Source organism: Sphingomicrobium sp. XHP0239 (assembly GCF_039555325.1).
GTDB lineage: Bacteria > Pseudomonadota > Alphaproteobacteria > Sphingomonadales > Sphingomonadaceae > Sphingomicrobium > Sphingomicrobium maritimum.
On the sequence record NZ_CP154608.1, the window covers coordinates 2,269,497 to 2,293,093 of the forward strand.

At 65.5% G+C, this 23,597-nt stretch carries 18 protein-coding genes, 1 tRNA gene and 1 rRNA gene; 18 read left to right on the top strand and 2 right to left on the bottom strand.

Annotated elements, in window-relative coordinates; all coding sequences use genetic code 11:
- The first annotated feature begins 59 nt into the window (after window positions 1-59).
- The 12 genes from rrf to WJT74_RS11555 all read left to right on the top strand — a co-directional run bounded on the left by rrf (window position 60) and on the right by WJT74_RS11555 (window position 12,675).
- Window positions 60-174 (top strand): 5S ribosomal RNA (gene rrf, locus WJT74_RS11500).
- Window positions 175-288: 114 nt separating this feature from the next.
- Window positions 289-365 (top strand) — tRNA-Met (locus WJT74_RS11505).
- 251 nt (window positions 366-616) lie between these two features.
- Complete coding sequence (locus tag WJT74_RS11510; RefSeq protein WP_343345018.1) at window positions 617-1,696, top strand: efflux RND transporter periplasmic adaptor subunit; 1,080 nt, start codon at window positions 617-619, stop codon at window positions 1,694-1,696.
- Entirely contained in the window at window positions 1,696-4,803 is a 3,108-nt protein-coding gene (locus WJT74_RS11515; protein ID WP_343345021.1) for an efflux RND transporter permease subunit, read from the top strand. Before WJT74_RS11510 ends, WJT74_RS11515 begins: the two co-directional genes overlap by 1 nt.
- Entirely contained in the window at window positions 4,800-6,203 is a 1,404-nt protein-coding gene (locus tag WJT74_RS11520) for a TolC family protein (protein ID WP_343345023.1), read from the top strand. Before WJT74_RS11515 ends, WJT74_RS11520 begins: the two co-directional genes overlap by 4 nt.
- Window positions 6,204-6,352: 149 nt before the next feature.
- Window positions 6,353-7,561, top strand: a complete 1,209-nt coding sequence (locus tag WJT74_RS11525) for an acyl-CoA dehydrogenase family protein (RefSeq protein WP_343345025.1) — start codon at window positions 6,353-6,355, stop codon at window positions 7,559-7,561.
- A gap of 4 nt (window positions 7,562-7,565) precedes the next feature.
- Window positions 7,566-8,654, top strand: coding sequence for an acyl-CoA dehydrogenase family protein (locus WJT74_RS11530; RefSeq protein WP_343345027.1), 1,089 nt, complete (start codon window positions 7,566-7,568; stop codon window positions 8,652-8,654).
- Between the two features lie 58 nt (window positions 8,655-8,712).
- The gene (locus WJT74_RS11535) at window positions 8,713-9,528 is read left to right on the top strand and encodes a tyrosine-protein phosphatase (protein WP_343345029.1); all 816 of its coding nucleotides are present in this window, start codon (window positions 8,713-8,715) and stop codon (window positions 9,526-9,528) included.
- Between the two features lie 124 nt (window positions 9,529-9,652).
- Complete coding sequence (locus tag WJT74_RS11540) at window positions 9,653-10,537, top strand: diacylglycerol/lipid kinase family protein (protein WP_343345032.1); 885 nt, start codon at window positions 9,653-9,655, stop codon at window positions 10,535-10,537.
- Complete coding sequence (locus tag WJT74_RS11545) at window positions 10,534-11,256, top strand: metallophosphoesterase family protein (RefSeq protein ID WP_343345034.1); 723 nt, start codon at window positions 10,534-10,536, stop codon at window positions 11,254-11,256. The genes WJT74_RS11540 and WJT74_RS11545 overlap by 4 nt, the downstream gene beginning before the upstream one ends.
- An 83-nt stretch (window positions 11,257-11,339) precedes the next feature.
- Window positions 11,340-11,972, top strand: coding sequence for a YceI family protein (locus WJT74_RS11550; protein ID WP_343345037.1), 633 nt, complete (start codon window positions 11,340-11,342; stop codon window positions 11,970-11,972).
- Window positions 11,973-11,976: 4 nt separating this feature from the next.
- On the top strand, window positions 11,977-12,675 hold the full coding sequence (locus tag WJT74_RS11555; protein ID WP_343345040.1) for an NAD(P)-dependent oxidoreductase: 699 nt from the start codon (window positions 11,977-11,979) through the stop codon (window positions 12,673-12,675).
- Window positions 12,676-12,681: 6 nt separating this feature from the next.
- On the opposite strand, the gene WJT74_RS11560 is transcribed toward WJT74_RS11555, so the two are convergent.
- Complete coding sequence (locus WJT74_RS11560; protein ID WP_343345043.1) at window positions 12,682-13,857, bottom strand: acetyl-CoA C-acetyltransferase; 1,176 nt, start codon at window positions 13,855-13,857, stop codon at window positions 12,682-12,684.
- Between the two features lie 91 nt (window positions 13,858-13,948).
- On the opposite strand from WJT74_RS11560, the gene hppD reads away from it, so the two are divergent.
- Both hppD and WJT74_RS11570 read left to right on the top strand, forming a co-directional pair.
- On the top strand, window positions 13,949-15,058 hold the full coding sequence (gene hppD / locus WJT74_RS11565; RefSeq protein WP_343345046.1) for a 4-hydroxyphenylpyruvate dioxygenase: 1,110 nt from the start codon (window positions 13,949-13,951) through the stop codon (window positions 15,056-15,058).
- The gene (locus tag WJT74_RS11570) at window positions 15,055-15,486 is read left to right on the top strand and encodes a VOC family protein (protein ID WP_343345048.1); all 432 of its coding nucleotides are present in this window, start codon (window positions 15,055-15,057) and stop codon (window positions 15,484-15,486) included. The genes hppD and WJT74_RS11570 overlap by 4 nt, the downstream gene beginning before the upstream one ends.
- On the opposite strand, the gene WJT74_RS11575 is transcribed toward WJT74_RS11570, so the two are convergent.
- Window positions 15,483-16,352 (bottom strand): hypothetical protein, encoded by an 870-nt coding sequence (locus WJT74_RS11575; protein ID WP_343345050.1) that lies wholly within the window; start codon window positions 16,350-16,352, stop codon window positions 15,483-15,485. The genes WJT74_RS11570 and WJT74_RS11575 overlap by 4 nt on opposite strands.
- A 195-nt stretch (window positions 16,353-16,547) precedes the next feature.
- Between WJT74_RS11575 and katG the strand changes: the two genes are divergently transcribed.
- The 4 genes from katG to WJT74_RS11595 all read left to right on the top strand — a co-directional run bounded on the left by katG (window position 16,548) and on the right by WJT74_RS11595 (window position 23,587).
- On the top strand, window positions 16,548-18,764 hold the full coding sequence (katG, locus tag WJT74_RS11580) for a catalase/peroxidase HPI (protein ID WP_343345053.1): 2,217 nt from the start codon (window positions 16,548-16,550) through the stop codon (window positions 18,762-18,764).
- A 173-nt stretch (window positions 18,765-18,937) separates the two neighbouring features.
- Complete coding sequence (locus WJT74_RS11585; protein ID WP_343345056.1) at window positions 18,938-20,494, top strand: catalase; 1,557 nt, start codon at window positions 18,938-18,940, stop codon at window positions 20,492-20,494.
- Window positions 20,491-21,975, top strand: coding sequence for an aldehyde dehydrogenase family protein (locus WJT74_RS11590; RefSeq protein ID WP_343345059.1), 1,485 nt, complete (start codon window positions 20,491-20,493; stop codon window positions 21,973-21,975). Before WJT74_RS11585 ends, WJT74_RS11590 begins: the two co-directional genes overlap by 4 nt.
- Before the next feature lie 82 nt (window positions 21,976-22,057).
- On the top strand, window positions 22,058-23,587 hold the full coding sequence (locus WJT74_RS11595) for an alanine/glycine:cation symporter family protein (RefSeq protein WP_343345061.1): 1,530 nt from the start codon (window positions 22,058-22,060) through the stop codon (window positions 23,585-23,587).
- Window positions 23,588-23,597: the final 10 nt, after the last annotated feature.

Sequence of the window (23,597 nt, forward strand, 5' to 3'; positions counted from 1 at the left end):
TACGGTACTTTCCCAGCAGATTTTCAAGATTTCTAGATCCTCGAACGACGATCCCATAGCTTGGTGACCATAGCGTCCGTGCCCCACCCGATCCCATTCCGAACTCGGCCGTGAAACCGGACAGCGCCGATGGTACTTCAGCTTAAGCTGCGGAAGAGTAGGTCGTCGCCAGGCTTTGCGATCGCCGTTCGAGGGATACCCATTCACATGTTTCAAAAGCCGCTGCCGGGGCAACCTGAGCGGCGGCTTTTGTCTTTCGGATCGCGAGCATTCGGGATCCGTCGGTGACGCGGGGTGGAGCAGTCCGGTAGCTCGTCAGGCTCATAACCTGAAGGTCGTTGGTTCAAATCCAACCCCCGCAACCATCGGTTCGAGATGAACTCACGCAAGGCGTCCTTCGGGGCGCCTTTTTTTATGGCCGAATGCGCTCGACAGCGTGGTCTTTCCGGGTCCGGGTGAAAGCGAGGTCGCGGTTGCGAGTGCCTCGCGAAGTTCATGTTCCGATCACCCGGCCGCCCCCCGAACATGCCCGCAAGGCCGTCTTTACTTTTGCACCGCGCTTCTCTCCATTGCCTCTCCGAGCGTCTGGCGGAGTGCGCCGTGCGTCATCGGCTGATTGGAGATCTCCTACGTGCGCCTCGCCTTGTCGTTTCTGTTGATGATCATGCTCGCGGGCTGCGCGCAGGCGGAAGAGGAGCGTGAGGAGCGTCCGGTCGACGTCATCGCGCAGCGGATCGAAATGCTTCCCGACGAACAAATCGTGGAGGCGATCGGATCGGCTCGCGCCGTGCGCTCGGCGGCGGTCTTTGCCGAAACGGCCGGCCGCGTCACCGCGGTTCGTTTCTCGCCCGGCGACTTCGTCCAGCGGGGCGCGCCGCTGGTCCAGCTCGACGCGCGCCAGGAGCGTCTGGCTCTCGATCTCGCCAACGTTCGGGTCGAGGAAGCGGCGCAGCTCCTCGCGCGCTATCGCAGGATCGAAGATACGGGGGCGATCTCCGACAGCCAGATCGAAGCCGGCGAAACCGCGCTCGCGGCGGCGCGCGTGGAGCGCGACCAGGCGCGCGAGGCCCTTGCGGACCGGACGGTACGCGCGCCCTTTTCCGGCCATATCGGCTTTACCGAGATCGATACGGGGGACCGTGTCACACCCGATGTCGAGATCGCGCAGCTCGATCAGCGCGGCACCCTCTATGTCGACTTTCCCGCGCCGGAAACGGTGTTTCAGCGCTTGCGCCCGGGACAGGAAGTCGACGTCGTTCCCTTCTCGGCTCCGGATACCCGCATCAGTGCGCGTATTCGCGCCGTCGACAGTGCGGTTTCGACGGACGGCCGCACCTATCAGGTACGCACCTCCATCGACAATGAGGGCGACGATTATCGACCGGGCATGAGCTTTCGCGTCCGCTATCGCGATTTCGGGGTTACGCGTCCGGCGGTACCCGAAGCGGCGGTCATCTGGGGCGGCGAAGGCTCCTACGTCTGGTCCGTGCGCGAGGGCGAGGCGGTGCGCGTTCCGGTGACGATCACCTCGCGGAGCGATGGCGTCGTTTTGCTCGACGCGCCGCTCGAGCGAGGTGACCTCGTGATCGTCGAGGGCGTTCAGAAGGTTCGCGACGGCCAGGCGGTCAATCTGGTCCAGCCGACGCGGATCGAGGCGCCCGACGTCACGGTCGAACCGTCGGCCAACGCGTCCTGATGGCCGAAAAGACCGATCTTCCTCTTCTTGCGGTCAAGCGACCGCTGCTCGTCATCGTTCTCAACCTGCTGATTGTGCTGGCGGGTCTGGCCGCCGTGCTGGGGGTCGAGGTCCGCGAACTCCCCAACGTCGATCGACCGATCGTCTCGGTCAATGCCAGCCTCCCGGGGGCGGCACCCGAAACGATGGACGCCGAGGTGACCAGCGTGCTGGAAAGTGCCGCCGCGCGGGTCAGCGGGGTCCGGCAAATCCAGTCTTCCAGCGAAGAGAACAACACGCGTATCCGCGTCGAATTCAATCCCGGCACCGATCTGGACATCGCCGCCTCGGACGTGCGTGAGGCGGTTAGCCGCGTGACACGCGAACTGCCGGATCGGGTCGAACAGGTTCGGGTCGTCAAGGCCGACGAGGACGCGCAGTCGGTCGTCACCTTGGCGGTCTCGAGCCGCGCCTATGATACGATGGCGCTCACGCAGATCGTCGAGAACGACATCATTCCCGAACTCCTCATCGCCGAGGGCGTGGCGTCCGTCAACAGCTTCGGCACGCGCCAGCAGCAGATGCGCGTCGCGGTGGACCCCGTCCGCCTCGGCCGGTTCGGACTGACCATCGGCGACGTGGCAAGCGCGCTCGAACAGGCGCCGTTCGACGTGCCCGTCGGTAGCTTCCGTTCGGATGCGCAGGAGCTCGTCGTGCGTGCCGAAGCCAACGCGGCCACCCCCGAACTGATCGCCGATGTCGTGGTGTCGGGAACGACGCGGATCCGCGATGTCGCCGAAACCACGTTCGCGCCCGCCGATGCCAGCAGCTACGTCCGGCTGAACGGAGAGGAGGTCATCGGTCTCGGCGTCGTGCGACAGGCCAACTCCAACACCATCGAGATCAGCGAGAACATCCGTGCCGCGGCGGACCGTATCAATGCCCGCTTCGACGACATCGATATTCGCGTGATTTCCGACGATGCGACCTTCATCAAGGTTTCGGTACGCGAAGTCCTCACGACGCTCGCCATCACGGTGGCGGTGGTCGTCGCGACCATCTTCCTCTTCTTCGGCGCGCTCAAGCCGACGTTCATTCCATCGACTACGATTCCGGTCGCTCTCATCGGGGTGGTCGCGGGCATCTGGCTCCTGGGCTTTTCCGTGAATCTCCTCACGCTTCTCGCGCTCGTGCTCGCCACCGGATTGATCGTCGACGACGCGATCGTCGTGCTGGAAAATGCGCAGCGGCTGCAGAAGGAGGAGGGGCTGGGCCCCAAGGCGGCCGCGGTGATCGGAACACGGCAGGTCTTCTTCGCGGTCGTCGCCACCAGTGCGGTCCTGGTCGCGGTCTTCGTGCCGATCAGTTTTCTGCCGAGCGAGACCGGCCGGCTGTTCCGCGAGTTCGGGTTCGTGCTCGCCTTCGCCGTTGTGCTGTCGACCTTCGTCGCTTTGTCGCTGGTGCCCGCTTTGGCTGCCAAGGTCGACCTGACGGGCGAGAACAAGACGCCGGGGTTTCTGTCGAAATGGGGTGCGCGCTCGACAAAACGGTACGAAGGGCTGGTGGGCAAGGTCGCGTCGGCGCCCAAGCGCGTCCTGTTCGGAAGTGTGCTGATCGCGGGTCTGGCGGCCTTTCTCTATACCCAACTCGACGAGGAACTGGTTCCGGACGAGGACCGGGCGACCGTCGTCGTCAGCGCGACCGGCCCCGACGGGGTCGGGCTCTCCTTCATGGACCGTGAGATGGACGAGATCGAACAGGTGCTCGACCCCTACCTCGAAAGTGGGGAGATCGAATCCACCCTGTCGATCGTCGGCCGATACGATCCCAACCGGATCCAGGTGACCGGAACACTCGCCGACTGGGGCGAGCGCGACCGCAGCCAGACCGAAATCGTGGAATCTCTGGAAGAACCGCTGCGCGCCATTCCGGGTTCGCGGGCCAATGCGCGCGGCCGCGGCACTTTGGGAGGCGGCGGTGGCGGCGGGGGCGGCATCGAAGTCGCGCTGACGGGGTCGGAATATGACGGCATCTACGCCTCGGCGCAGGCACTGGCCGAAGCCATCGACACCCAGTCGGACATTCTGTCCGATCCCGAAATCTCCTATCAGCCGACCCAGCCCCAGCTCTCGATCCAGATCGATCGGCAACGGGCTGCCGACGTCGGGGTGGACCTCGAGGAGCTGGCGCTGACCCTGCGCTCGATGGTGGACGGCAACGAGGTCGTCGATCTCAATGTCGGCGATCAGTCGATCCCCGTTTTCCTTACCTCGGCTGGCCGCGCCATTTCGCGCCCGTCCGATCTTCAGAACCTCTACGTCCGCAGCACGAACGGGGCGCTGATCCCGATCTCCACCATCACCCGACTGGAGGAAGAGGGAATCGCTGCCGAACTGGATCGCACCGAACAGCGCCGCGCGATCGAGGTCGAGGCGACGATCGCTCCCGGCACCCCGTTGCGGACCGCGGTGGACGAGATCGAACGGCTCGCCGCCGACGCGGTCGCCGACGACGTCGATCTCCTGCTGCAAGGCGAAGCGGAAACGCTGGAGGAAACATCCAATGCCCTCCTCCTTACCTATCTCTTCGCGCTGGTGATCGTCTTTCTCGTTCTGGTGGCGCAATTCGAGAGCCTGACCAGCCCCCTGGTCATCATCGCGACCGTACCCTTCGCGCTGGCGGCAGCGGTATGCGCGCTGTTCCTGTCGGGCGTGTCGCTCAACATCTACTCGCAGATCGGGCTGGTCATGCTGATCGGACTGATGGCGAAAAACGGCATTCTGCTCGTCGAATTCGCCGATCAGCGCCGCGCCGACGGGGCCAGCGTGACGGAGGCGATCGTCGAAGCGGCCCGTATCCGTCTGCGTCCCATCGCGATGACCCTTATCTCGACCATTCTCGGTGCAGTGCCGCTGATCCTGGCCTCCGGGGCGGGTGCCGAGGCGCGACAGTCGATCGGCTGGGTCATCTTCGGCGGTCTCGGCTTCGCTGCCGCCTTCACCCTGTTTCTCACCCCCGCGCTCTACGCGATCATCGCGCCGCTCGGCCAGTCGCGGCAGGTCGATCTCGCGCGAATGCGACGCGAGCTGGACGAGAATGACGACAAGGTCGCGGCGGCGTCGGCATGACAAGGTACCGCATCCTGATGTGCGCGGGCATGACGGTCGCGCTGGCCGGTTGCACCACGGCCACCCTGCCGCCGTCCGATCCGACGACGCGCGTTCCCATCCCCGCTGATTTCATCGCCGATGCGCGCCCCGATGCCGGGACGGGAGAACGATGGTGGCGGGGCTTCGAGGATCCCGAATTGAACGCGCTCGTCGATACCGCGCTCGACCGCAATCGCGAGATCGCCGCCGCCCGCTCGCGGCTCGGCGCGGCCGCCGCGCTGGTACGGGCGGAGCGATCCGACCTGCTGCCGAGCCTGGACGCCAGCGTCGGGGCGGACGTGGCTATCGATCAGGGACCGGGCATCGGCGAGGACGTTGGCGCCTCGCTCGGCGGTGCCCTTCCGATCGACCTCAATGGCAGGCTGTCTGCCGAGATTGCCGCGGCGCTCGCGGATCTCGACGCGGCGACCTACTTCGTCGCGGACCAGCGGCGCGTGATCGCCGCGGCGGTGGCCACGCAATATCTGGAACGCCGCCGGACAGGCGCACGGCTCGCCTTGCTTGAAACCTCCACCGAGTTGCAGGAACAGACCCTGGAGATCGTGACGTTGCGATACGATGCGGGCCTGTCCTCCAACCTCGACGTTCGGCGCGCGGCGGCCGACCTGGCGCGAACCCGCGCGCAGCTCGGTCAGCTCCAGCTCGCGCGTGCCCGGGCTAGCAATGCGCTCTCGGTCCTCACCGGCGATCCGCCCGCCCCGATCCCGCCCTCCCGCGAGGAAGCCACTATTCCGACCTACGAGGGCGGCCCCTCGGTCGGTCTTCCCTTGGATTTGCTCCGCCGTCGCCCCGACCTCCTGATCGCGGAGGCAGAGCTGGCGAACGCGGCCGCCGTCGTCGGGGTGGAGCGTGCCGATCTCCTTCCCACGCTTACGCTGCCGGGCTCGATCCTGCTGGGAGACGGGAGCATCGGCGGTCTCGTCACGAACGTCGTGGCGCAGGTCGGGGCATTGCTGGGTGTCCCCCTGTTCGACGGCGGGCGTCGTCGCGCCGAGACCGCGGCCGCCGAATTCGAACTGGAAGCACGGTTCGCCGATTATTCGCAGCGGCTGCTGTCGGTCTATTCCGAGGTCGAAACCGCGCTCGTCGCCATCGAGGCGTTCGACCAGCGGACGCGGCAATTGCGGCTCGCGGTCGAGGAGAGCGAGGCGGCTTTCTCGCAATCCAACGCGCTCTACCGCGAAGGGCTGGCGAGCCTGTTCGAGGTCCTCGATGTTCAACGACAGCTGATTTCCAGCCGCGAGGCGCTGATCGACAGCGAAGCGGATCTCGCGCAATCCCATGTCGACCTTTATCGTGTCGTGGGGGCGCCGACCTGCCCGGCATCGCCGGGCGAGGATCCGGGCGTCGTCTGCTGAAATGCCGGAGCCATTTCCTTCGCCAATTCGGCTGTTGCCGCTTGCCCGGGGGGCGGACCAAGTGCACGTTCGTTCCGACGTGCGGAACGACCTCGCCCGCGACGACGCGACGGCCGGATGACCGCAGAGAGAAGACAAGGACGATTGCCATGAACCTCGACCACACCCCCGAAGAAGAGGCTTTCCGCGAGGAGGTTCGCGCGTTTCTGAACGACAAGCTCCCCGAGCGGCTTTCGAACAAGGTGAAGAACGGCATGCGGCTGACCAAGGCCGACATGGAAGAATGGCACGCGATTCTCAACGAGCGCGGCTGGCTCGCGCCCCACTGGCCCGAGAAGTATGGCGGCACCGACTGGTCGACGATGGAGAAATTCATCTTCGAGACCGAACTGGCGCGTGCCCACGCCCCGCGCGTCGTGCCGTTCGGCGTGTCGATGCTCGCTCCCGTCCTCATTAAGTACGGGTCCGAGGAACAGTGCGCCCACTATCTGCCGCGTATTTTGGACGGCACGGACTGGTGGTGCCAGGGCTATTCGGAACCCGGCGCGGGGTCCGACCTCGCCAGTCTCAAGACCAAGGCCGAGCGGATCGAGGATCCCGACGGCGACTATTATCTCGTCAACGGCCAGAAGACCTGGACCACGCTCGGTCAGCATGCCGACTGGATCTTCTGCCTCGTTCGCACCGACGGCTCGGGCAAGAAGCAGGAAGGCATCTCCTTCCTCCTCATCGACATGGACACGCCCGGTGTCGAGGTGAAGCCGATCAAGCTGATCGACGGGGATGAGGAGGTGAACGAGGTCTTCTTCACCGACGTGAAGGTGCCGGTCGAGAATCTCGTCGGCGAGGAGAATATGGGCTGGACCTACGCCAAATATCTTCTGACCTACGAACGCACGAACATTGCGGGCATCGGGGCGGCCATGGCGTCGCTCGAACGGCTGAAGGAAATCGCGCGCACGACCCGCCGGAACGGCAAGCCACTGGCCGCCGACCCGCTGTTCGCGCAGCGGCTCGCCAAGGTGGAGATCGACCTCGAGAACATGAAGACGACCAACCTGCGCGTGCTGGCGGCGGCGGGCGAGGGCAAGGCGCCGGTCGCCGAAAGCTCGATGCTCAAGATCCGCGGAACCGAAATCCACCAGGCGATCGGCGATCTGATGCGCCGCGCCGCGGGCCGCTACGCCCAGCCCTTCGTCGATGAAAGTTTCGACGAGGGCTATAACGGTGCGCCCATCGGGCCCGAATGGACGGGCGCGGTATCGGCCAGCTACTTCAACAACCGCAAGCTGTCGATCTTCGGCGGATCCAACGAGATCCAGCGCGAGATCATCACCAAGGCGATCCTGGAGCTTTAATCAGATGGACCTTTCGATCGGACAGGACCGTGAAATGCTGCGCGACACGCTGTCGCGTTTCTTCGGCAAGAAATTCGACTGGGAACGGCGGCTCGAGGTTATCGAGACCGACGAGGGTTTCGACCGCGATCTGTGGAACGAGGTCGCGGAACTGGGCATGATCGGCGCTCTCTTCGGCGAGGACGCGGGCGGCTTTGGCGGCAGCGCGGTCGATGTCGGCGTGGTCTTCGCCGAGGTCGGTCGTGCGATCGTCACCGGTCCCTTTCTCGGTACCCTGCTCGCTGGCAAGCTGCTCGAACAGGCGGGCGAACAGGAGCTGCTCGCCGACGTCATCGGGGGCGAACGGATCGTGGCCTTCGCGCACGAACCCATGATCGAGGCCGGGGGCGGCGAACCGCTCGACGTCACCGCGCAGCGCGATGGCGACGATTGGCGGCTGGACGGGGCGAAGGGCGTGGTCGATTACCTCGGTTCCGCGGACCGGATTGTCGTCACCGCCGATACCGGGAAAGGTCGCGCAGCGTTCCTTTTGTCGGCCGACGCCGAGGGCGTGTCGGTTTCCGGCTACGATCTGGTCGATGGCGGTTCGGGCGGCGAGCTGCGGCTTGACGGGGCCAAGGCGCAGCGGCTCGACGGCATCGACGATGCCGCGATCGAGACCGCGCTCGCCTACGGCCTCGTGGCCCTGTGCTGGGAAGGCGTGGCGGTTATGGAAAAGCTGCGCGACCAGACGCTCGACTATCTACGGCAGCGCAAGCAGTTCGGCGTTCCCATCGGCAAGTTCCAGGCACTGCAGCACCGCATGGCAACGCTCGCACTCGAGATCGAGCAGGCCCGCTCGGCTGCGATCAACGCGGCGGCGAACTTCGACAAAGGCGCCGATCAACGCGATCGGTTCGTGGCGGCGGGGAAATATACCGTGTCGCGTGTCGGCACGCTGGCGGCGGAGGAGGCGATCCAGATGCATGGCGGTATCGGCATGACGTGGGAATTGCCACTGTCCCATTTCGCCAAGCGAATGACGCTGATCGGACACATCCTCGGCGACGAGGACGAGCATCTGTCCCGCTACATCGAGCTCACGGCGGCCTGATGGAAGGACCGCTGCGAAGGTCCTCGAGCATCGTTCGATTGCGAGACGATCGGTGACGATGACGGAAACAGCGAAGCCGGAAGACGCCGATCGTTTCCTGCTACTGGAAGGCGCACGCAATTGCCGGGACTTCGGCGGCTATCGCACGCGCGGTGGCGAGACCGTCGCGAGGGGGAAACTGTTCCGCTCGAATCGTCTGTCGCAGCTGACGGCGGCGGACTGCGAACGGCTGGACGCGACCGGGATCGACACGATCTTCGACCTGCGCGTGTCCCGCGAGCGCGAGGCCGATCCGACCGTCTGGGACGCACCGCACCTGACGGTCCATACCTATCCGCCGGGGCACAAACGGCGACTGGTCGACATGGCACTCGACTATCCGCCGACCGAGGCGGGGGCGCTCGACCTGATGCAGGATTTCTACGCTCAATTGCCGCTGACCCTCGCCCATGCGTTCGCCGATATTCTCCGTCGCATCGCCGACGGCGCGCTCCCCTGTCTCATTCATTGTTCGGCGGGCAAGGATCGTACGGGCATGGCGGCCGCGCTAATCCTCGAAGCGCTCGACGTACCGCGCGCCACGATCCTTGCCGACTACGCGCTGACCGACCTCGACCGCGTGGACGAGGAGGGAATGGCACGCTCGGTCGTAAGCGCGAAGAACGTCAGCGGATCCTCGGCACGCGAACGACTGCGCCAGCGTTTCGGCGACGAAGCGATCGCGGTCATGCGGTCGGCCCGACAGTCCTTTCTGGAGGCCGCCTTCGCAGGGGCCGAACGGGCGCACGGATCCATGACCGGATGGTTCGACGCGAACGGCGTGGACGCCCCCACGCGCGACCGGTTGGCAGCCCGACTGCTGGAACGACGATAAGGGCGCGTAGGTCGCGCTTGGTTGCCACCGAATTTTCAAGGCTGAACCCGAACCGGGCGGCTCTTGTCGCATCCGTGATGCAGCCTTTGGGCGGTAGGACGGTTGAGGCATCAAGAGATCGCTGATGCAAAAGCCCCCATGCCGTTCCTCCTCGACCAAGCCGCCCCGACGCCTGTGGTTCGTCTTCAACCCGGGATCGCATTCCGTCGAGGCGGACGTGCTCGACCGGGTCCGCACGCGCCTGTCGGAAATGGGCGGCACGATCGTCGGCGAGACCCGCTTTCCCGATCAATCGATTCCGGATGGTGCCGCGCTCGACGACCATGAAGTCGATACGCTCGTGACGCTCGGCGGCGACGGGACGATCACCTGTGCCGCGACCGAACTGGCCGGGTGGAAGGGGCGGCTGCTGGTTCTGGCCGGCGGGACCATGAACCTCATTCCCAAGATGCTGCACGCCGACCTGGACCCCGACGCGATCGTGACGGCGGCCTTCGCCCGGCCGCGCCTCACCGCGCTGCCTTACATCGCGGTCGGTGAACACCGGAGCTTCGCACGGATCATCGCCGGCCCCGCCGCCAGTTTCGTCCACGTCCGCGAGGAACTTCGCGCGGGCCGCGTGTCCCAGATGTGGCGGGCGCTGCGGTTCGCCTGGCGGATGCTCTGGTCGCGAACCATCGCGCTCGACGGCGAGGTCGGCCGGTTCCGCGCGATCTTCGTGCGCGCGGGTGACGATGAAGAATTGATGTTCGAGACGATCGAGGCGGGCGGACCGCTGAGTGCGCTCAAGCTCGCTTGGACCTGGACCGTCGACCTGATGGGCGACACCGCCGCGCTCGACCAGCGGCACCGGGGGACTGCGCTGCTCCGCTCCTCGCGGCCCGTTCGCATGCTGCTCGACGGGGAAGAGATGTTCTTCGATGCGCCGGTCGCACTCGAACCGCGAACGAGCGGCCTGTGCTTCTTCACCACCCGCGACGACCAGAACGAAGAAGAGGAGGGGGCATGAGCCGACTGCTGCACATTTCGGACCTGCATTTCGGTGCCGAGGATCGCGACGCGCTCTCCTGGTTCGCTGCCGAGGCCGATCGGATGCAGCCCGACGCCATCGTCGTGACGGGCGACCTGACGCAACGCGCCAAGCATCGCGAATTCGACGCGGCGCGCGATTATCTCGCCCGCCTGCCCGCACCCATCATCGTGGAGGAGGGCAATCACGACCTGCCCTATTTCAACCTGATCGAGCGGTTCACGCGACCCTACGCGCGGATCGACCGAGTGAAGCGGGCGGTCGAAACCCGCGTCGAGCTGGACGATTGCGTGTTCGTCTCGCTCAAGACGACCGCGCGGGCGCAATGGCGTCTGAACTGGAGCCATGGTCACGTTGATGAAAAGAGCATTTCGCGGGCGGAAGCCGCGCTGCGCGAGGTGCCCAAGGAAAAACTCGCCATCGTCGCTGCGCACCACCCGCTGGTCGAGCGCGCAGGGTTCGAGAGCAAGGGAAAGACCCGCGGCGGCAAGGATGCGATGCAACGGATTGCGGTCGCGGGGTGCGACGTCATCCTCACGGGGCACGTCCATACGCCCTTCGACCTCGAGCAACTGGGGGTTCGGATGATCGGCGCGGGAACGCTGTCCGAACGGCTCCGCGAACATCCACCCAGCTACAACGAGATCCTGATCAGGGGCCGCGACGTCTCCGTCGAGCATCACGTCCAGAAGGATTGATGCAGGGAGACTTTGGACCCGCTTGTCCGTTCGGTGGAAAAGCGCGACACTGCGCTTCGAACCATTTGCAAAGGGGACCAGCAATGAAGACCGCCGCTTTCGCCATCGCCGCCGCCATCGCCGTCACGGGTATCGCCACCGCACAGCCGCAGGGCCAGCCGGGCACCGCCGATCCGTCCGCAGTCGCCGCGGGCACCTATTCCACCGACCCCGCCCACACGCTGGTGCAGTGGTCGGTCAGCCACTTCGGTTTCAACCCCTATTGGGGAAGCTTCGGCGACGTCGAAGGGACGCTGACCATCGACCCCGCCAATCTCGCCGATGCGGAGCTGGACGTGTCCATTCCGATCGGTTCGGTCGCCGTGGTGAGCGAGGGGCTGCGCGACCATCTGCTGCGCCCCGGCGCCGACGGCGGCGATCCCGACTTCTTCGGTCCGGAACCGGGAATGGCCCGCTTCGTCTCCTATGACGTCCGTCCGACGGGCCCGACCAGCGCGACGATCCACGGTCGGCTGACCATGTTGGGCGAAACGCAGAACGTCGCCATCGCCGCCCAGTTCACGGGCGCCGGTGCCAACCCGATGAACCAGGCGCAGACGATCGGCTTCACCGGGCGTGCGCGCATCATGCGGTCCGATTTTGGCGTGAATTACGCGCTGCCCGCCATTTCTGACGAAGTCGATCTCACGATCAGCGCCGCCTTCGAACGGCAGTAAGGCGTTGCGGATCACGCTCTTCGGCGCGACCGGCGATACCGGCAGGCTGGTGCTCGAACAGGCACTGGCCGCCGGACACGAGGTCGTCGGCGCCGAGCGCGATTTCCCCGAGGGCTTCTGTCGTCACCCGTCGTTCGAGGAGCGGCAGGCCAATCTCCTGAAGGATGATCTGTCCGACGTGATCGCGGGCAGCGATGCGGTCATCAGCGCCGTCGGCCTGCCACGCGATCCCCGGACCCTCGCGGACCCGCCCCCCCTGTTCACCGAGGGCGCGGTGCGGATCGTCGAAGGCATGCGCAAGGCGAACGTCAAGCGACTGGCGGTCATCAGCGCCGCTTTCGTCAAACGCGACGTGACCATCCCCGACTGGTTCAAGGCGTCGATCATGCCGCTTCGGCGTCAGTTTGCGCAGATGGGCGACATGGAGCGCGTGCTGCGCGTGGCCGACGATCTCAAATGGACCGCGGTACGGCCCGGCTGGCTGCTCGATCAGCCGCATACGGGCGATTATGCCGTGGCGCAGGACGATCTTCCCGCGATGACGCTGCGGACCCGCAAGGCGGATCTTGCCGACTTCCTCCTGCGCTGCGTCAGCGACGACCTCCACGTCCGCGAAACCCCATTCATCGCCCGTCCCGAAGCGCGCGAGCACGAGGCCCCGACCGCGCTTGGCGAGGAGATCAAGCGCGGCTTCCGGCTCTGACCGCGGCTACAGCGCTTCGATGATGGTGGCGTTGGCGATACCGCCGCCCTCGCACATCGTCTGCAGGCCATACCGCTCGCCGCGCTGGCGCAGTGCGTAGATCAACGTCGTCGCCAGCTTGGTCCCGCTCGCGCCCAACGGATGACCGAGCGCGATGGCACCGCCGCGTACATTCAGCCTGTCGGGGTCGGCATCCGTCTCCTTCAGCCACGCGAGCGGGACGGGAGCGAATGCCTCGTTGACCTCGTAAAGGCCGATGTCGGCGTGGGTCCGTCCCGCGCGCTCCAGCACCTTGGCGGTCGCGGGGATCGGCTCCATCAGCATGACGACGGGATCGCCCGCGGTCACCGCCATCGCATCGACGCGCGCGAGCGGGGTGAGGCCGTGTTCCTTCAGCGCACGTTCCGACACGACCAACACGCCCGATGCGCCGTCGCAGATCTGGCTGGCATTGCCCGCGGTGATCACGCCGCCATCCGCGATGGGGTCGAGGCCCGCGAGACCTTCCATGCTGGCGTTCGCCCGGATCCCCTGGTCGCGGTCGTGGCGGAAGGTCTCCCCTTCCTTGTCGAGCCCCTCGAGGACGAGAATCTCCTCGTCGAACGCCTCTGCTTCGCTCGCGATGGCGGCCTTGCGGTGGCTGTCGAGCGCGAAGGTGTCGAGTTCCTCGCGGCTCATGTCGTAGCGGTCGGCGATCATCTGCGCCCCGGTGAATTGGGAGAATTGCTGCACCCCGAACCGCTCCTTGATCGCGGGACTGAACGGATCGGACGACAGGCCCGCCTTTGCAGGCGCCATGAAGGGCGTGCCCATCGGCACCCGGGTCATGCTTTCCACTCCCGCCGCGATGACCACGTCCTGGACGCCACTCATCACCGCCTGCGCCGCGAAGTGCAGCGACTGCTGCGACGAGCCGCACTGGCGATCGATGGTCACGGCGGGAACCGACTGGGGCAGCGAAGAGGCGAGGACCGCGTTGCGCCCGACGTGGAAGCTCTGTTCGCCCGCCTGGCTGACGCAGCCCATGATGACGTCCTCGATCGCAGCTGGGTCGATGCCGCTATCGGAGACGAGCGCATCGAGGATGGCCGCACCGAGATCGGCGGGATGCCATTCGCGCAGCGCGCCGCCTCGCTTGGCACCGGCGGTCCGGCGGGCGGCGACGATATAGGCTTCGGGCATGGCGGTTTCTCTCCTTCGGCGGTCACAGAAATTGTCCGCGACCCGCTGCTCATGCTACTCGCGCGGCAAGAGACGATAAAGGACCCGAATCATGCCCGATCTGTTCGACAACCCCGCCGGCCTCGACGGCTTCGAATTCGTCGAATTCACCGCGCCCGAAAAGGGCATGCTCGAACCGGTTTTCGAAGCGATGGGGTTCACCCACGTCGCCGATCATCGCTCCAAGGACGTGCAGCTGTGGCGGCAGGGCGGAATCAACCTCATCACCAATTACGAACCCGAAAGCCCTGCCTGGTACTTCGCACAGGAACATGGGCCGGGTGCCTGCGGCATGGGCTTTCGCGTCCGCGACGCCCAGGCGGCATGGGACCATCTGATGGAAGCAGGCGCGCAGCCCGTTCCGACCGACGCGGGGCCGATGGAACTGGTCATTCCCGCGATCAAGGGGATCGGGGGCAGCTATATCTACCTTATCGACCGCTACGCCGACGATCATGGCATGGGGATGACGATCTACGACATCGACTTCGACTATCTCGACGATGTCGAGCCCTATCCCGACGGCGCGGGGTTCAAGCTCATCGATCACCTCACGCACAACGTCTACAACGGGCGGATGGCCTATTGGGCGGACTATTACGAGAAGCTGTTCAACTTCCAGGAAATCCGCTTTTTCGACATCAAGGGCGAATATACCGGGCTGACCAGCAAGGCGCTGACCGCCCCCGACGGCAAGATCCGCATTCCCCTCAACGAGGAAGGTGACGGCGGCAAGGGGCAGATCGAGGAATATCTCAAGCAATTCAACGGCGAGGGCATCCAGCATATCGCGCTGATCTGCGACGATCTCTACAAGGCGTGGGACAATCTCAAGGAACTGGGCGTCCCGTTCATGACCGCCCCGCCGGAGACCTACTACGAGATGCTCGACGAACGGCTGCCGGGGCATGGTGAACCGGTGGACGAACTGCGCGCCCGCGGCATCCTCATGGACGGAACGACCGAAGGCGGATCGCCGCGTTTGCTGCTCCAGATCTTCGCCGAGGCGAACATCGGCCCGGTGTTCTTCGAATTCATCCAGCGCAAGGGCGACGACGGTTTCGGCGAGGGCAACTTCAAGGCGCTGTTCGAAAGCATGGAACGCGACCAGATCAAGCGCGGTGCATTGAAGGTCGACGCAGACGAAACCCAGCCCGCATGAGCGCGCAACGACGCCCGCCGTTCCACCTCGCTTTCCCGGTCGACGATCTCGAAGCGGCGCGGGGTTTCTATGGAGGCGTACTGGGCTGCGCCGAGGGACGGTCGAGCGAAAGCTGGGTCGACTTCGATCTGTTCGGTCATCAGATCGTCGCCCATCTCGACCCCTCGCTCAAGAAGCAGGCGCGCACCAACGCGGTCGACGGTGACGCGGTGCCGATCTTCCATTTCGGTCTGGTGCTGGACGTCGAGACATTCGAAGGACTGGCGCGCGATCTGCGGGAGCGGGACTGCGACTTCCTGATCGAACCGCGGGTGCGGTTCGCGGGGCAGCCTGGCGAACAGCATACGATGTTCGTGCGCGACCCCGCCGGCAATGCACTGGAGTTCAAGGCGTTCGCGGACCCCGCGCGCATGTTCGCGCGGGACTAGTTGGCCGCTTCCTTGGGGACGCGGTGGAATTGCTCGCTCGCCTTCTTGCGCGTGCTGGCTGGAATGTTACGGGGCAGGAATTCGACGCCGAGCACGACGTCGCGACCATAGACCCGGGTGCCCGAGCCGTCGCGAACCTCGACCCGATATTCGGGCGCCGCTTCCAGCGCGGCGGCGCCGAACCCCCAGCCGCGCGGATATTCGGCCATCAATTGGCAGTCGCGGACCCGATCGTCTTCCAGTGCCTCGCAAACGAGTTTGGCCGCTCCCGCCGTTCGGGTGGCGCGCGCGCGATCGGGATAGTGGCGCAGAAAGATCGCCTCGTGGTTCATTCCGGGAGCCCAGCGGACCGATAGAGCCGATGTGCCAAGCCCATCGCCGCTGCCGCCCGTTCCGGCACCGCTGCCCGATCCGGTTCCCGTTCCCGTGCCGGTGCCACCGCGACCCCCCGATAGCGCCAAGCCGATATCGTCGAGCGAAGAGGTCAGGCGGGTGGAGGGCGCCGACGGACGCTGGAGAACCGGCAATCGCACGATCGGACGCGGCAACTCGATCCGGGGCGCAGGCGCGGCGCGGGGCGATCCGCCCGACGGCAGTTCGATCGCGCCGGTGGGCGGTCCGACCGCGGAATCGCTCGACGGAACGGGTTCGACGAACGTCTCGATCGGTGGCGGGGGCGGTGGATCGGGGATCGGCAGCACCGGCGTGAACAGCCGCACTGCCGTCGATACGGCCGGTTCGTCGTCAGACCGGGGAAGGAGCAGGAACAGCAGAAGCGCGAATTGCGCCCCCGTCACTCCGAGCGCGATGGCCAGCCCGCCCGGATCGAGGCGGCGCCGCGCCGTGAGGCGATTCGGCGAGACCATGCTCATGCATCCCTGCATAGCAGCCGGAAACGCAACCGTCAGCATCCCATGATTGATCGATTCCCTGACCGGTAGCCAAAAGCCACGATTGAGCCAGTCGATTGAACTGATGAACGCAAAGCGTTGGACGGAACGGGTGCCGATCCCGCATCATTGGCACGATAGACGAATTTCCAACACGCGAAGGGATCCCACATGGACATCGAAAAAGGCAAGATCGGGGGCGGCTGCCCCATGCACGGCGACAGCGAAATGCGCTCGCTGCTCGGCCGCACCAACCGCGACTGGTGGCCTGACCAGCTGAACCTCGAAATCCTGACCGAAGACGGCAAGGCGGCCAACCCGATGGGCGAGGATTACGATTATCCCGCCGCCTTCCTGAAGCTCGACTACAAGGCGCTGAAGGCCGACATCAAGGCGCTGATGACCGACAGCCAGGAATGGTGGCCGGCCGACTATGGACACTACGGTCCCTTCTTCATCCGCATGGCGTGGCACGCCGCCGGAACCTACCGCACCGGCGACGGGCGTGGCGGCGCCTCGAGCGGACAGCAGCGCTTCGCGCCGCTCAACTCGTGGCCCGACAACGGCAACCTCGACAAGGCACGGCGCCTCCTGTGGCCGATCAAGCAGAAGTACGGGAAGCATATCAGCTGGGCCGACCTCTTCATCCTGACCGGCAACGTCGCGATCGAGGACATGGGCGGACCCGTGTTCGGCTTCGGCGGCGGCCGCGCCGACGTGTTCGAACCCGAACTGGTCTACTGGGGTACCGAGGAACAGTGGGTCGACACCGGCGCCAAGACGCGCATCGATCCCGACGAGGGCAAGGCGCTCGATAACCCGCTGGCCGCGATCCAGATGGGCCTTATCTACGTCAATCCCGAAGGGCCGGGCGGCAACCCGCACGATCCCGAAGGCATGGCGCGCGACATGCGCGAGACCTTCAGCCGCATGGCGATGAACGACGAGGAAACCGTCGCGCTGACCGCCGGCGGTCACGCGTTCGGCAAGTGCCACGGTGCCGCTCCCGCCGACACGTTCGGCAAGGCGCCCGAAGGCGAGAACCTGCATTCGATGGGCTTCGGCTGGCTGACCGACCCCGAAGAGATCGGCAAGGGCCACATCACCACCTCGGGCATCGAGGGTGCATGGACTCCCAACCCGACCGAATGGGGCAACGACTATTTCCGCCTGCTCTTCAAGTACGAATACGAGCTGACGAAGTCGCCCGCCGGCGCCAACCAGTGGACCCCGATCGACCCCGAGGAAGCCGACATGGCGCCCGACGCGCGCGATCCGTCCAAGAAGGTGCCGACGATCATGACGACCGCCGACATGGCGCTGAAGCGTGACCCCGACTATCGCAAGATTTCGGAGCGTTTCCGCGACGACCAGGCCGCGCTCGACGATGCGTTCGCCCGCGCCTGGTTCAAGCTGTGCCACCGCGACATGGGTCCCAAAGTCCGGTACCTCGGCCCGGAAGTGCCCTCGGAAACGCTGATCTGGCAGGACCCGGTCCCCGAGGGCAAGGAAGCGTCGGCCTCCACGGTCAAGGCGTTCAAGGACAAGGTGAAGGCGAGCGGCATGACCGTTCCCGAGGTTGTCAAGGCGGCCTGGGCCTCGGCCAGCACCTATCGCAAGTCCGACCATCGCGGCGGCGCCAATGGCGCGCGCGTCCGGCTCGCTCCGCAGAAGGACTGGGCGGTCAACGACCCCGAGGAACTGTCGGGCGTGCTGGCGAAGCTCGACGAGATGCGCGGCAGCCTGTCGATGGCCGATGCCATCGTGCTGGCGGGCGCGGCGGCGATCGAGAAGGCGGCCGCCGACGGTGGCTTCAAGGTCGATGTCGACGTCACGACCGGCCGCGGGGACGCGACCGACGCGGACACCGATGCCGAGAGCTTCGAGCCGCTGGAACCGTTCGCCGACGGTTTCCGCAACTATCTGAAGACCAAGGCCAACGTGAAGACCGAAGACATGCTGATCGACCGGGCGCATCTGCTCGATCTGTCGCTGCCCGAAATGACGGTCCTGCTGGGCGGCATGCGTGCACTGGGCGCGGTCAGCGAACATGCCAAGCACGGCAACCGCATCGGCGTCCTCACCGACCGTCCGGGCGTGCTGACCAACGATTTCTTCGTCAATCTGCTCGAAATGGGCACGATCTGGGAAGTGGTCGACGAAAGCGGCGACGAGGAATTCGTCGGCAAGTGTCGCAAGCAGGGCACCGAGAAGTGGCGCGCCACGCGCACCGATCTCGTTTTCGGCTCCAATTCGCAGCTTCGCGCGATCGCCGAAGTCTATGCCGAGAAGGGTAACGAGGAAAAGTTCGTGAAGGACTTCGTCGCGGCCTGGACCAAGGTCATGGACGCCGACCGCTTCGACCTCCGCTACAAGAAATATGGTTGAGGCTTCGACCCTCTAGAGGCTGCCCCTCCGGCCTCGAAAGAAGGGCCCTCGGCAGAAATGCCGGGGGCCCTTTTTCGTCGTCGCATGGATTTCGGGGTCGCATCGATGCGGAACAGGAACCGGACTCGGCGCCGCTTCGTCTCTTCTCATGCCCCCCCACGAAGGACCGAGACATGAGCGACAAGCGTAAAGTGCCCCCCACCACCACCGATGCCGGTATCCCCGTCGCCAGCGATGAACATTCGCTCACCGTCGGGCGCGACGGTCCGATCGTCCTGCACGACGATCATCTGCTCGAGGAAATGGCGCAGTTCAATCGCACCAACATCCCCGAGCGCCGCCCGCACGCCAAGGGATCGGGCGCCTTCGGCCGGTTCGAGACGACCGAGGACGTGACGAAATATACCCGTGCGAAACTGTTCCAGCCCGGCGCCAAGACCGACGTCGCGATGCGCTTCTCGACCGTCGCGGGCGAGCGGGGCAGCCCCGACACGTGGCGCGACCCGCGCGGCTTCTCGATCAAATTCTATACCGAGGACGGCAATTTCGACATGGTGGGCAACAACACCCCCATCTTCTTCGTCCGCGACCCCATGAAATTCCAGCATTTCATCCGCTCGCAGAAGCGCCGCGCCGACAACGGCCTGCGCGATCACGACATGATGTGGGACTTCTGGACGCTGTCGCCCGAAAGCGCGCACCAGGTCACCTACCTGATGGGCGATCGCGGCGTGCCGAAGAACTGGCGCGAGATGAACGGCTACGGCAGCCACACCTACATGCTCGTCAACGAGGAAGGCGAGAAGTTCTGGGTGAAGTTCCACTTCCACACCAATGTGGGCGACAAGAGCGGCAATGCACATTTCACGCAGGACGAGGCCGTCAAGAAGGCGGGCGAGGACAGCGACTATCACCGCCGCGACCTGTTCGAGGCAATCGCGAAAGGCGACCACCCGAGCTGGGCACTGAAGTGGCAGATCATGCCGTACGACGATGCCAAGACCTACCGGATCAATCCGTTCGACCTCACCAAGACCTGGCCGCACGAGGACTACCCGCTGATCGACGTCGGCACGCTGACGCTCGATCGCAATCCGACCGACTGGCACATGGAGATCGAACAATTGGCGTTCGAACCCAACAATATGGTGCCCGGCATCGGCCTCTCGCCCGACAAGATGCTTCTGGCGCGCGGCTTTTCCTATGCCGACGCGCACCGCGCACGGCTGGGGACGAACTACAAGCACATCCCCGTCAACGCGCCGATCGCGCCGGTGAACAGCTACACGCGCGGCGGGGCGATGCAGATCAAGAAGAACGAAGATCCCGTCTACGCTCCCAACAGCTACGGCGGCCCCGCGGCACAGCCCTCGCGCACCGATCATGCGGGCGAATGGCATGCCGACGGCGACATGGTGCGTCAGGCCTACACGCTTCGCGAGGATGACGACGACTGGAGTCAGGCCGGGGCGCTGGTGCGCGACGTCATGGACGATGCCCAGCGCGACCGCTTCGTCTCGAACGTCGCGGGCCATCTGGCCGATGGCGTGTCCGAAAAGGTCCTGCTCCGCGCGTTCGACTATTGGAAGAACGTCGATGGAAAGATCGGCGAGCGAATCGAGAAGAAGGTCCGTGACATGATCGGCGGGAAATCGACCGCGCCGGGGATGGCCTCGGCCGAATCGATCAAGGCGGACGCCGCCCAGCCCGAGCGTGAGCCCGCCGAATGAGCGAGCGGTACGAAAAGCTCGATCGCATTTACGTCGCAGGCGAATGGCGCGACGGCTCGGGCGAAGAGATGACCAACATCTGCCCGTGGGACGAAAGCACCATCTTCACCACGAAGGCAGCGACCACTGCGGACGTGGACGAGGCGATGGAGGCCGCCGCCGAGGCGCAGCAGGAGTGGGGCGCGCTGCCGCCCTCCGCCCGCTCAGCCAGGATGCACGCAATCGCCGATGTCCTCGAGGCGCGCAATGGCGAGATCGCGGACTGGATCGAACGCGAGGTCGGTGCCACCAAGTTGAAGGCCGCGCTCGAACTCAAGCTTGCGACGCAGGTCGCGCGGTCGGAGGCCGCCGCACTGCCCTTCATGGTCGAAGGCGCCATCCTTCCTGAGGACATTCCGGGCAAGGAAAGTCGTGTCTATCGCCGCCCGGTCGGGGTGATCGCGCTCATCAGTCCGTGGAATTTCCCGCTCCAGTTGACCGCCCGCACGCTGTTCCCGGCGCTCGCGCTCGGCAACGGCGTGGTGGTCAAACCTGCCAGCGACACGCCGGTGACCGGCGGCACAATCTTTGCCGCGATCTGCGAAGAGGCCGGCCTGCCGCCGGGGCTCGTTTCGGTCCTGCCGGGATCGGGAAGCGAGATCGGCGATGCGCTGTGCCGCCATCCCATCCCTTCGGTCGTCAGTTTCACCGGCTCCACCCCGGTCGGCCGGGGCGTCGGGAAAGCGGCGCTCGACGGGGACCGGATCAAGTCGGTCGAGCTCGAACTGGGCGGCAACAGTCCGATCGTGGTCCTCGACGATGCCGACATCGACCAGGCCGTGGAAGCCAGCGTCTGGGGCAAGTTCATGCATCAGGGCCAGATCTGCATGATCGCCAACCGCATCGTCGTCGAGGACGCGATCTACGACGAATTCGTCGATAAGTTCGTGGCCCGGGTGAAGAAACTCCCCGTCGGGAAACGCGACGACCCCGCCTGCTTCATCGGGCCGATCATCAATCGCGACCAGTATGACGGTATCGTCGAGATGATCGAAAAGGCGAAGAGCGAGGGCGCGACCTGCGCGCTCGGCGGCGATCCCGACGGGCTGGTCATCCCGCCGCACGTCTTCACCGACGTCGGCGAGGACAATTGCCTCGTCGCCAACGAAATCTTCGGACCCGTCGCGCCGATCCAGCGCGCGAAGGACGAGGACGAGGCCCTGCGCCTTGCCAACAATACCGAGATGGGACTGTCGAGCGCGGTCTTCTCGCGCGACGAAGGACGTGCGTTCGCCTTCGCCAAGCGGATCGAGGCCGGAATGACCCACGTCAACGATCAGCCCGTCAACGACAGCCCGTTCGCGGCGTTCGGGGGTGCCAAGAACAGCGGCATCGGCCGGTTCAATGGCCGCTGGGCGATCGAGGCGTTCACCGCGGCGCACTGGATCAGTGTCCAGCACGAGCCGCGGCAATATCCGTTCAGCGCCACGGATCTCGATTAAACCAGACTTGGCTTGCGCCCCCCGCGCGCGTCGTTATCGTGACCCGCCAATATCACGATAGAGCGCTGGGGGCGCGATCCACATGAATTTCGAAACCATCGACAATATCTCCGGCTTCATCTGGGGCGGGGTCTGGAGCGGCGAACAGGTCATTCCCCTTCCGCCGATGGTCCTGGTCCTGTTCGGGATCGGCATGTGGATCATGGTGGGGCTGAAATTCTATCCGATCCGCCAGCTGGGCAGCGCCTTCGCCGGCCTCTTCGCCAGCCGCAAGAGCTCGGGCGCGGGCGAGATCTCGCCCTTCGCGGCCCTGTCGACGGCGCTGTCTGGGCAGGTCGGCACGGGCAATCTCGCCGGTGTCGCGACCGCGATCACGCTGGGCGGTCCCGGCGCGATCTTCTGGATGTGGATCACCGCGCTCATCGGCATGGCCCTGGCTTTCGCCGAAGGCTCGCTCGCCATCCGCTATCGCGAAAAGGCCGCTTCGGGCGGCTATCGCGGCGGCCCGATGACCTACATCATGATGGGCCTCGGCCCGAAATGGACCTGGCTGGCGATCCTCTTCTGCATCGGCGCGCTGTTCAGTGCGGTCGTCACCGGCAACTCGATCCAGTCCAACTCGATCGCCGACAGCTTCGGGGAGCTCTTCGGGTTCGAGGAATGGGTGTCGGGCATTATCGTCGCGGTCGCGGTGTTCGCCGTGATCATCGGCGGCATCAAGTCGATCGGTTCGGTCGCCGAAAAGGTCGTGCCCGTCATGGCTATCGCCTACATCGTCCTGGCGGTCATCGCGCTCATCCTGAACTTCGCCGACCTGCCCGAAACCTTCTCGCTGATCTTCACCGGCGCTTTCAATCCGCAGGCGGCCAGCGGCGGCTTCCTCGGCGCGATGATCATCATCGCGATCCGGGCGGGTGCGGCACGCGGCCTGTTCTCGAACGAAGCGGGGCAGGGTTCGACCCCGATCGCACATGCGGTTGCGCAGACGGACGATCCCGAACAGCAGGGCCGCATGGCGATGCTCGGCACGTTCATCGACACGATCGTCATCTGCACCATGACCGCGCTCGTCATCCTGACCGTCCGCGGGGACTTCACCTACGAAGGCGCCTCGGTCGCGCATGCGTGGCAATCGGGCCTCAACGGGTTCGAAATGACGTCGGCGGCCTACGGGGCGGCCTTCCCGCTGCCCGTGCTTGGTGTGCCGCTCGGTACCTTCATCGTCAGCCTGGCGCTGATCCTATTCGTGTTCACCACGCTGCTTACCTGGAGCTACTACGGCGAACGCGCGATCACCTTCATCTACGACCGCACGCCGGGCGCGAGCGTGTCGGGCGAAAAGGCGCTGCACTTCGTCTGGCGGCTGCTGTGGTGCGTGGTGATCTTCGTCGGTGCCAGCGTGGACCTCGAACTGGTCTGGCGCATGGGCGACATTTCCAACGCCGCGATGGCGCTGCCCAACCTTCTCGCATTGGCGCTTCTGTCGGGCGTGGTCTTCAAACTGGCGCGGGGCGAGCGCGATGCCGGCCCCACCCATGCGCTCAAGAAGATCGAGAAGGCGGGCGATGCGGATACGGTGTCCGATGCCCCGCCGCCGGGTGTCGGCCACTAGGCCCGCATCC